This is a genomic window from Streptomyces sp. CLV115, assembly GCF_038448545.1.
GTDB classification, from domain to species: domain Bacteria; phylum Actinomycetota; class Actinomycetes; order Streptomycetales; family Streptomycetaceae; genus Streptomyces; species Streptomyces sanglieri.
Genome location: NZ_JBCEWQ010000232.1, coordinates 1 through 9,472 on the forward strand (window position 1 = coordinate 1; position 9,472 = coordinate 9,472).

General features: G+C 70.4%; 8 protein-coding genes. 5 read left to right on the forward strand and 3 right to left on the reverse strand.

Going from position 1 to position 9,472, the window contains the following annotated elements; all coding sequences use genetic code 11:
* The coding region (locus AADR41_RS39490) for a phosphatidylglycerol lysyltransferase domain-containing protein (RefSeq protein WP_342287065.1) at positions 1-1,761 on the reverse strand (1,761 nt) is incomplete at its 3' end.
* A gap of 138 nt (positions 1,762-1,899) precedes the next feature.
* Between AADR41_RS39490 and AADR41_RS39495 the strand changes: the two genes are divergently transcribed.
* Positions 1,900-3,024 carry an alpha/beta hydrolase gene (locus AADR41_RS39495; protein WP_342287066.1) on the forward strand — a complete coding sequence of 375 codons (1,125 nt, stop codon included), beginning with the start codon at positions 1,900-1,902 and terminating at the stop codon, positions 3,022-3,024.
* 40 nt (positions 3,025-3,064) lie between these two features.
* Here AADR41_RS39495 and AADR41_RS39500 read toward each other — a convergent pair whose 3' ends face one another.
* Complete coding sequence (locus AADR41_RS39500; protein WP_342287067.1) at positions 3,065-4,258, reverse strand: ABC transporter ATP-binding protein; 1,194 nt, start codon at positions 4,256-4,258, stop codon at positions 3,065-3,067.
* A 130-nt stretch (positions 4,259-4,388) separates the two neighbouring features.
* Between AADR41_RS39500 and AADR41_RS39505 the strand changes: the two genes are divergently transcribed.
* The 4 genes from AADR41_RS39505 to AADR41_RS39520 all read left to right on the forward strand — a co-directional run bounded on the left by AADR41_RS39505 (position 4,389) and on the right by AADR41_RS39520 (position 8,026).
* Complete coding sequence (locus AADR41_RS39505; RefSeq protein ID WP_259927835.1) at positions 4,389-5,099, forward strand: ABC transporter permease; 711 nt, start codon at positions 4,389-4,391, stop codon at positions 5,097-5,099.
* Positions 5,100-5,102: 3 nt separating this feature from the next.
* Positions 5,103-5,777 carry an ABC transporter permease gene (locus AADR41_RS39510; RefSeq protein ID WP_342287073.1) on the forward strand — a complete coding sequence of 225 codons (675 nt, stop codon included), beginning with the start codon at positions 5,103-5,105 and terminating at the stop codon, positions 5,775-5,777.
* 126 nt (positions 5,778-5,903) lie between these two features.
* Positions 5,904-6,893, forward strand: a complete 990-nt coding sequence (locus AADR41_RS39515; RefSeq protein ID WP_342287075.1) for an ABC transporter substrate-binding protein — start codon at positions 5,904-5,906, stop codon at positions 6,891-6,893.
* Between the two features lie 116 nt (positions 6,894-7,009).
* A complete protein-coding gene (locus AADR41_RS39520) occupies positions 7,010-8,026 on the forward strand; it encodes a hypothetical protein (RefSeq protein WP_342287077.1) in 1,017 nt (338 codons plus the stop codon).
* Between the two features lie 58 nt (positions 8,027-8,084).
* Here AADR41_RS39520 and AADR41_RS39525 read toward each other — a convergent pair whose 3' ends face one another.
* On the reverse strand, positions 8,085-9,227 hold the full coding sequence (locus tag AADR41_RS39525) for an NADH-quinone oxidoreductase subunit D (protein WP_342287079.1): 1,143 nt from the start codon (positions 9,225-9,227) through the stop codon (positions 8,085-8,087).
* Positions 9,228-9,472 lie beyond the last annotated feature (245 nt).

The following is a 9,472-nucleotide window of genomic DNA, read 5'->3' on the forward strand; positions in this document are numbered from 1 at the left end:
GGCGAAGGGGCGGGGCAGCGCCAGGCTCACGAAGCCCTCCGCCTGCATGGCGGCGAGGGAGATGCGGGGCAGGTCGCGGGCGGTGCGGTAGACGACGAAGCGGGGTTCCCAGCGGGGCCGGAACTTGGCGTTGAACTTGTACAGCGATTCGATCTGGAACCAGCGGGACAGGAAGATCAGCAGTCCGCGCCAGGTCCGCAGCACCGGTCCGGCGCCGAGCTTCTCGCCGCGGGCGAGGGCCGAGCGGAACATCGCGAAGTTCAGCGAGACGCGCTCGACCGAGAGCTGGGGGGCCGCCTGGAGGGCGGCGACGATCAGCAGCTCGTTCATGCCGGGGTCGGCGGAGCGGTCGCGGCGCATCAGGTCGAGTGACATGCCGTCGCGGCCCCACGGGACGAAGTGGAGTACGGCCTTCAGGTCGCCGTAGGGGGAGTCGCCGGTGTGTTCGTCGGCCTTGTGGGCGGTGGCGACGACGCAGTCCCCGTCGGCCGCGTCGCCGATCCGGCCGAGCGCCATGGAGAAGCCGCGTTCGTTGTCGGTGCCGCGCCAGTCGTCGGCGGCCCGGCGGATGCGGGCGAGTTCGTCCTCGCCGATGTCGCTCACGCGCCGGACCCGGGTCTCGTAGCCGAGGCGCTCAATGCGCTTCACCATCTGGCGTACGTTGCGCATCGCGCGCCCGGCGAGCGAGAAATCCGCGACATCCACCACCGCCTCGTCGCCCAGTTCCAGGGCGTCGAGCCCGGTCTCGCGGGTCCAGACCTCGCCGCCGGTCTCGCTGCAGCCCATCACGGCGGGGGTCCAGGAGTGGGCCCTGGCCTCGTCCATGAACCGTTCGATGGCGCCGGGCCAGGCCTCCACGTCGCCGATCGGGTCGCCGCTGGCGAGCATCACCCCGGACACCACGCGGTAGCAGACGGCGGCCTTGCCGCTGGGGGAGAAGACGACGGCCTTGTCGCGGCGGAGCGCGAAGTGGCCGAGCGAGTCGCGGCCGCCGTGCTTCTCCAGCAGGGCGCGCAGCCGGGCCTCGTCGTCCTCGGTGAGACGGGCGGCCGGGTGCTCGGGGCGGAAGGCGAGGTAGATGGTGGTGACGGCGGTCAACAGGCCGAGGGCGCCGAGGGAGTACGCCACGGTCCAGGAGGTGTCGCCGGCGTACTCGACGGGCCCCTCGAAGCCGAGCATTCCGTACAGCACGTGCTGGAGGCGGTCGGCGATGCTGGGGCTCCCGACGACCCGGCCGGGGTGGGCGCTGACGACGACCAGTCCGAGGGCCAGCGAACCCGCGCCGAGGAGCACGAAGTTGGCCAGTGCCCGCCAGCGGCTGCGGGGGTCGGGGAGCGCGGCGAACTCGCCGCGGTTGCGGACCAGCAGCAGGCAGAGCACCAGCGAGACGAGCGTGCCGATGACCGAGTGCCGGTAGGTGAACTGCGCCAGCGCTCCGGCCGGCAGCAGTACGACGGCGGCCCGCCAGGCCCGCCGCTTGCGCCGCTTGAGGCCGTGGGCGAGGAGCAGCAGCAGGACGCCGGCGCTCAGCGAGAGCGCGGCGGCGAACGGCCCGAGGGCGCCGGGCAGTACCTCGGCGAGGGTGTGCATCCGGCTGTGCCGGAAGCGCGGGAACACGCCTGCGGCGACATCGATCAGGCCGACGACGGTGCAGGCGGTACCGACCAGCGTCGGTACGGATTCGGGGCGCGGGCCGCGTACGAACTTGCGTACAGAGCTCGGAACCGATCCCGATTTATCCCCATCTAGCGTGACAGACATCGCTTCCCGTGGTTCCGCGAGAGATTCTTGAGTCCTTCGGTCGTAGCCCTCCGGACGATGTGCGACTAGTAGGACGAGGCTTCCGGATCCGGGGTTCACCCGACAGCCGGAAATTTCCAGACAAGAAAGCTCACCCCCATGGGTCTCACCAGCAATGTGTTCCTGGGACTGGTCATCGGGCTGGCCCTGGTGTTCTTCGCCGCCACGATCTGGCTCTGGCCCCGGCTGGCCCGTCGCAGCGTGCGCGCGGTGCTGGGCCGGGTCGGCCTGTTGCTGGTGACCCAGGTTACGGTCTTCTCCTCGGTCGGTCTGCTGGCCAACAACTCCTTCCTCTTCTACGGATCGTGGGCCGATCTGCTCGGTCAGAAGCAGGATCTCGGCGTCGTCACGGACCACGCGGCCGGGACGCTGGCGGCCAAGAACATCGTGCGGGTCGGGATGCAGCTGCCGGACGTGCCGGGCGCCTCGCGGCCGGTGAAGAGCGGACGGATCGACAAGGTCGTGATCTCGGGCCGGCGGTCGGGGATCGAGAGCTCGGCGTACGTGTACCTCCCGCCCGAGTACTTCCAGCCGGCGTTCGCCCGCCGCAAGTTCCCCGCCGTGGTCGTGCTCACCGGTTACCCGGGCATCCCGGAGAACCTCCTGAAGGGTCTCGAATATCCGCGTACGGCGCATGAACGGGTGAAGGCGGGCCGGGCACAGCCGATGATCCTGGTGATGCTGCGGCCGACGCTGGCGCCGCCGAGGGACACCGAGTGCGTGGACATCAAGGGCGGGCCGCAGACCGAGACGTTCCTCGCGGAGGATCTGCCGAACGTGGTCTCGGACGTGTACCGGGTCGGAAAGCTGGCCCACAACTGGGGCATCATGGGCAATTCGACCGGAGGTTACTGTGCGCTGAAGATCGGTCTCCACCACCCGGACCGGTTCGCCGCGAGCGTCGGGCTCTCCGCGTACTACAAGGCGGCCGAGGACCCGACGACCGGTGACCTCTTCCAGGGCGACCAGCAGGCGCGCAACCGCGCCGATCTGATGTGGACGCTGGACCACATGCCGAAGCAGCCCGACGCGTCCTTCCTGGTCACGACGTCCAGGCACGGCGAGGGGAACTACCGTTCCACGCAGCAGTTCATCTCCAAGGTGAAGTCGCCCGCGCAGGTCTCCTCGATCGTGCTCGACAGCGGCGGGCACAACTTCAACACCTGGCGGCGGGAGATCCCCTCGGCGCTGGACTGGATGAGCAGCCGGCTCAGCGAGAACTGAGGCGAGAACTGGTCCGGGACCGCCGCTCGGTGACTCCGGCTCACCGCGCGGCGGTCTTGCCGACGCTCTCCACGGTCTCGACCGCCACCTCGGCGCGCGGCACGTCCTGGGCGTCCGCGTCGATCGAGCGGCGCAGCGCCTCGTGCAGCCGGGCCGGGGTGAGCACGCCGAGGAACCGGCCGGTGGACTCCGCGTCGATGACGGCGATCCAGCCCGCGTCGTGCTGGAGCATGGTGGCGAACGCCTGCTTGAGCGGGGCGCCGACGGGCAGCCACGCCTCCATCCGGCGGGCGTGCGCGCGTACCGTGCCGTCGGTTCCGGTCCCGGTCCCGGCTCCGTCGGCCGGGATCCAGCCGTGCAGATTGTCCTGGCCGTCCAGCACGACGCCCCAGCGCGCGCCCTCGGCCCGCAGTCGCTCGGTCGCCCTCGCGAGGGAGTCGTCGAGGTGGACGACGGGCGGCTGGTCGAGGTCGCCCTCCTCGATGGGGGTGACGGAGAGCCGCTTGAGGCCGCGGTCGGCGCCGACGAAGTCCGCGACGTACGGGGTGGCGGGGGCGCCGAGCACGGTGGCCGGGGAGTCGAACTGCTCGATGGAACCCTGTCCGTAGACGGCGATCCGGTCGCCGAGCCGGACCGCTTCCTCGATGTCGTGCGTGACGAACAGGACGGTTTTGCGGACCTGTTCCTGAAGTTTCAGGAATTCGTTCTGCAGCCGTTCCCGGACGACCGGGTCGACCGCGCCGAAAGGCTCGTCCATCAGCAGTACCGGCGGGTCCGCGGCCAGTGCCCGGGCCACGCCGACGCGTTGGCGCTGACCCCCGGAGAGCTGTTCCGGATAGCGGTCGCCATAAACGGAAGGGTCAAGTCCGACAAGGTCGAGGAGTTCCGCCGCGCGTTCCCTTCCCTTTCCCCGTTTCCAGCCCAGGAGATGCGGGACGGTCGCGGTGTTCTCCAGCACCGTGCGGTGCGGGAAGAGTCCCACCTGCTGGATCACATATCCGATACGGCGGCGCAGTCGGACGGGGTCGATGGCGGATATGTCGTCCCCGTCGAGGAATATCCGTCCCTCGGTCGGTTCGATCAGCCGGTTCACCATCTTCATGGTGGTCGTCTTGCCGCACCCCGACGGCCCGACGAGCGTGACCAGTTCACCCTCGGCGACGTCGAAGGAAAGGTCGTCGACGGCGGTGGTGCCGTCCGCATACCGCTTGGTGACGTGCTCGAAACGGATCATGGTTCCCCATTGTGACGCGTGTTCTGTGAAGGACGTGTTGCTGAAATACAACGGCCCCCGCGATTGTCAGTGGTCGAGGATAGGGTCGCCCATACATACGTACGAGACGGCGACCGGGAGGTGGGGACGGATGGCCGCGGGACAGAACTGCCTGGTGACGAACGACTGGATCTGCGGGGAGTATCTCCGTTCCCGCAGCCAGGAGTTGACCGATGCGACGGTCCAGCACATCTGGATCACCGCGGTCTCGGTGGTCATCGGACTGCTGGTGGCCTTTCCGCTGGCGCTGCTCGCGCGTCGCAGCCGCCGTTTCGCCGGACCGGTGCTCGGGCTGACGACGATCCTCTACACCGTGCCCTCGCTCGCCATGTTCTCGCTGCTGCTGCCGCTGTTCGGGCTCTCCGCCGCGCTGGTGGTCACCGGCCTGGTGCTGTACTCGCTGACCATCCTCGTGCGGAACATCCTGGCCGGCCTCGAAGCCGTCCCCCAGGAGGCGAAGGAGGCCGCGAAGGGGATGGGGTACGGACCGGTGCGGCTGCTCTGGGAGGTCGAACTCCCGCTGGCGATGCCCGCGTTGATGGCCGGTGTGCGGATCGCCACGGTGTCGACGATCGCGCTGACCACGGTCGGTTCGATCATCGGCAGGGGCGGCCTCGGCAATCTCATAGGCGACGCGCTCCCCAGTTTCTTCAAGGCCCAGGTGCTCACCGCCTCGGTCCTGTGCGTCCTGCTCGCGGTCGTCGCGGATCTGCTGCTGCTCGGTGTGCAGCGGCTGTTGACCCCCTGGACCCGAATACGTGCCGTGCGGACGGGCGCGGACACCGTGGCGAAGGCGGTCTGACCCATGGGAGTTCTCGGCGAGGCCTGGACCTGGCTCACCACCGGCGCCAACTGGTCGGGGGAGGGCGGGGCGGCCCACCGGCTGGTCGAGCATCTGTACGTCAGCGGTGTCTCGCTCGCCCTGGCCTGCGCGATCGCGCTGCCGGTCGCGCTGTACCTGGGGCACATCGGGAAGGGCGGCGCGCTGGCCGTCAACCTCTCCAACGTGGGGCGGGCGGTCCCGGTCTTCGCGGTGCTGGCCCTCTTCATGGTCTCGCCGCTGCGCAACGCCGGATATGTGCCGACGGTCATCGCGCTGGTGCTGTTCGCCGTGCCGCCGCTGCTGACCAACGCCTACGTCGGCATGACGGAGGTCGACCGGTCGGTGACGGAGGCGGCGCGGGGCATGGGGATGTCCGGACGGCAGCTCTTCGTACGGGTCGAGCTTCCGCTCGCCTACCCGATGATCATGACCGGGCTGCGCTCCGCCGCCGTCCAGGTGGTCGCCACGGCGACGATCGCCGCGATGGTCGGCCAGGGCGGCCTCGGCCGGATCATCACCGCCGGCTTCAACACGTACAACACACCGCAGGTGGTCGCGGGAGCGGTACTGGTCGCCGTGCTCGCGCTGCTGGTGGAGGCGGTGCTGGCGGGCCTGGACCGGCTGCTGTCACCGCTGCGCCGCCGCCGGACGGCCTGAGGGCGTATGGCGGCCGGACCGGACCCGATCCGTGATCCCGGATCCCGTTCCGGATCCGCGATCCCCGGATCCCATCCCATTCCAGACCAGATCAGATCAGACGGTTGCTGTGGACGGAGAACAACAATGAGCAAGACCTCGCGCATAGCCGGCGCGGTCATCGGCATGGTCGCGCTGGCCGGCTCGCTCGCCGCCTGCGGCGGCGACAGCCTGGAGAAGGACAAGGACAAGGCGGGCTCGGCGTCCGCCGGCGCCGCGGGCTCCGGCAAGAAGGGCTCGCTCGTCGTCGGCGCCGCCTCCTTCACCGAGTCCAAGGTGCTCGCGGAGCTGTACGCGCAGGTCCTGGGCGACGCCGGGTACAGCACCTCGATCACCACGGTGGCGAACCGGGAACTGTACGAGCCGTCGCTGGAGAAGGGCGAGATCGATGTCGTCCCGGAATACGCCGCGACGATCGCCGAATTCCTCAATGCCAAGGTGAACGGCGCGAAGAAGGCAGAGAAGGCGCCGGTCGCCTCCGGTGACACGGCGGCCACCGTCGCCGCGCTGGAGAAGCTCGCCACCCCGCGCGGACTGAAGGTGCTCCCGGCCGGTGCGGCCGTCGACCAGAACGCCTTCGCGGTGACGAAGGAATTCGCCGCCAAGAACAAGCTCAAGACCCTTTCCGACCTCGGCAGGGCGAAGGTCGCGGTGAAGATCGCGGCAGGTGACGAGTGCGAGGTGCGGCCGTTCTGCGCACCGGGTCTGAAGAAGACGTACGGCATCGATGTCACCGGAATCGACCCCAAGGGAGTCGGTACGCCGCAGTCCAAGCAGGCGGTCAAGGACGGCAAGGACCAGTTGGTCCTCACCACCACCACGGACGCGGTGCTGGACAGCTACGGCCTGGTGTTCCTGGAGGACGACAAGAAGCTCCAGAACGCCGACAACGTGCTGCCGGTCCTCAATGCCGAGGACGCCGGTTCGCAGGACATTGCCGACGCGCTCGGCAAGCTCACCAAGGCGCTCACCACCGAAGATCTCGCGGAACTGAACCGCAAGGTCGACGCGGAGCGCGCAAAGCCCGCGGATGTGGCCAAGGAGTATCTGCGCTCGAAGAGCCTCGTCCAGAAGTAGGAATCGAGGGCTAAAGGGGCCGTCGGGCAGGAGAATGGGGGCCGTCAGGTAACCGGGAGGGAACAGATTGCCGGGCGGCCCCCCAAGTGCCCCGTACACACGGTAAATTTCAGGCCATGCCACGTGGACGCCATCGCCATTCGCCACCTCTGCACAGAATCCTTCCGTCGTCGGCAGTCGTCGGAGTCTCGGTCCTCTGTGCCGGAAGCACCTGGCTGCTCGCCGAGCCCCTGGTCCTGCGCGGTCTGGCGGCAGCGGCCGCAGCCGCCGCCGTGACCGGCGCGTATCTGATGCGCAGCTGGGACCGGGAGGCCGGCCGCCGGGTAGCGGAGCTGACCCGGGCCCGGGCCGGCGACGAATGGCGGGCCGAGGAACGGATCGCCGAGCTGGAGTCCGACCTGGAGGAGTCGCGGGAGCTGCGCACCCGGCTGGAGACGAAGCTGCGCCGCAAGCGCGTGGAGCTCGCCAACCTGCGCGGCGAGCACGCCGCCCTGCTGCGCCGGTACGCCACCGCCGAGACCGAGCGGGCCAGCGCGCTGGAGGGCCGCAGGCAGCTCGCGCTCGAAGCCGCCGCCGCGCCCCGGGAGCTGCCCGCCGCCCGCTCCACCCCGACGCCGGCCGCCTATCTGCGTGCCGCCCAGGCGCTGGAGGACCTCTCCCGCAACGGGGCGCTCCAGGAGGCGCGCCGCACCGCCGAGCAGGCCAGGAAGCGTGATCTCGCGGAGCGGTCCCGGGAGGCGGAGGAGCAGCGGGGCAGGCACGCCGCGGCCGAGGACCGGACCGGCGCGCAGCACCTGCGTCCGCCGGCCGCCCTGCCCGCACCCCGGCAGTCCGCCGCGCTGCCCCCGGCGCGCACCGCACCGGCCTCCACCGCCGTCGCCCCGTACGCGGCCTCCCGCCGCCATCCGGTGCCGCAGGGCAGCTTCGACTTCTTCGGTACGCAGAAGGCGGCGCGGGCCGCGATCGAGTCCGTGCAGAACGAGGACCTCGCCGATGTGGTGGGCGAGGAGGCACTCGCCGCGCACCGCACCGGCAAGACGGGGAACCGGGTCGTCGGCGAGGTCATCGACCTGACCGCGCACGACGAGACCGAGCAGCTGGACGTGGTGGAGCTGCGCAGCGCGATCTCGTAGCAGGGCGGACCCCCGGGCGCCCAGCCCGGGGGTCCGCCGGCTGCTGCGGGCCCGCCGGCTACTTGTCGATGTCGCCGACGACGAAGAAGAGCGAGCCCAGGATCGCCACCATGTCGGCGACCAGCGTGCCCGGCAGCAGCTCGGTGAGCGCCTGGATGTTGTTGAACGAGGCGGAGCGGAGCTTCAGCCGGTACGGGGTCTTCTCGCCCTTGGACACCAGGTAGTAGCCGTTGATGCCGAGCGGGTTCTCGGTCCAGGCGTAGGTGTGGCCCTCGGGGGCCTTCAGCACCTTGGGCAGCCGCTGATTGATCGGGCCGGGGGCCAGGGCGGCCATCCGGTCCAGGCAGGCGTCCGCGAGGTCCAGGGCGTTGTGCGTCTGTTCCAGCAGGCACTCGAAGCGGGCCAGGCAGTCGCCCTCGGTGCGGGTGACCACCTTCAGGGTGTCCTGGAGTTCCCCGTACGCGAGATACGGCTCGTCGCGCCGCAGATCGAAATCGACGCCCGAGGCGCGGGCGATCGGCCCGGACACCCCGTACGCGTGCGCGGTCCCGGCGGAGAGCACGCCGACGCCGCGGGTGCGGCCCCGGAAGATCTCGTTGCCGAGCACCAGGTCGTCGTAGACGTCCATCCGGGAGCGGACCGAGGCGACGGCGTCCCGGGCGCGGCCGAGCCAGCCCGCCGGCAGGTCCTCCTTGAGGCCGCCGACCCGGTTGAACATGTAGTGCATCCGGCCGCCGGAGACCTCCTCCATCACGGCCTGGAGCTCCTCGCGCTCGCGGAAGGCGTAGAACACCGGGGTGATCCCGCCGAGTTCGAGCGGGTACGAGCCGAGGAACATCAGATGGTTCAGGACCCGGTTCAGCTCGGCGAGCAGGGTGCGGGTCCAGACCGCGCGCTCCGGGACCTCCATGCCGAGCATGCGTTCCACGGCCATCACGACGCCCAGCTCGTTGGAGAACGCCGACAGCCAGTCGTGGCGGTTGGCGAGCATCACGATCTGCCGGTAGTCGCGGGCCTCGAACAGCTTCTCCGCGCCGCGGTGCATGTAGCCGATGACCGGCTCGGCGTGCCGGATGCGCTCGCCGTCCAGGACGATGCGCAGTCGGAGCACGCCGTGGGTGGAGGGGTGCTGGGGGCCGATGTTGAGCACCATGTCGGTGCTCTCCGCCGCGCCGCCGATGCCGACCGTCGTCTCCGTCATGCGGCCAGTATCGCGCGAACGCACCCGTGCCCGGCCCCGGACCCCGGGCTCGGCCACCGTGCCCGCCTCGGACCCCGGGCTCGGGCGTCGGCCTCGGGCCTCCGCCCCCGCCCCCGGACCCCGGGCTCGGACGCCGGCCTCGGACCCTTCGCCTGACCTCGGGCCCCCAGCCCCGCCCCGCCCCCGGACCCCGGCCCTGCTCCCGGCCCCGCCCCGGACCCCGGCCCCCCCGGGCCTCCGTGTCC

What these genes read in the sequence shown, in the direction of transcription:
- AADR41_RS39515 (WP_342287075.1), top strand. Translation starts at nt 5,904, where the DNA reads ATGAGCAAGACCTCGCGCATAGCCGGCGCGGTCATCGGCATGGTCGCG.
- AADR41_RS39525 (WP_342287079.1), bottom strand. Translation starts at nt 9,227, where the DNA reads ATGACGGAGACGACGGTCGGCATCGGCGGCGCGGCGGAGAGCACCGAC.
- AADR41_RS39510 (WP_342287073.1), top strand. Translation starts at nt 5,103, where the DNA reads ATGGGAGTTCTCGGCGAGGCCTGGACCTGGCTCACCACCGGCGCCAAC.
- AADR41_RS39505 (WP_259927835.1), top strand. Translation starts at nt 4,389, where the DNA reads ATGGCCGCGGGACAGAACTGCCTGGTGACGAACGACTGGATCTGCGGG.
- AADR41_RS39520 (WP_342287077.1), top strand. Translation starts at nt 7,010, where the DNA reads ATGCCACGTGGACGCCATCGCCATTCGCCACCTCTGCACAGAATCCTT.
- AADR41_RS39500 (WP_342287067.1), bottom strand. Translation starts at nt 4,258, where the DNA reads ATGATCCGTTTCGAGCACGTCACCAAGCGGTATGCGGACGGCACCACC.
- AADR41_RS39495 (WP_342287066.1), top strand. Translation starts at nt 1,900, where the DNA reads ATGGGTCTCACCAGCAATGTGTTCCTGGGACTGGTCATCGGGCTGGCC.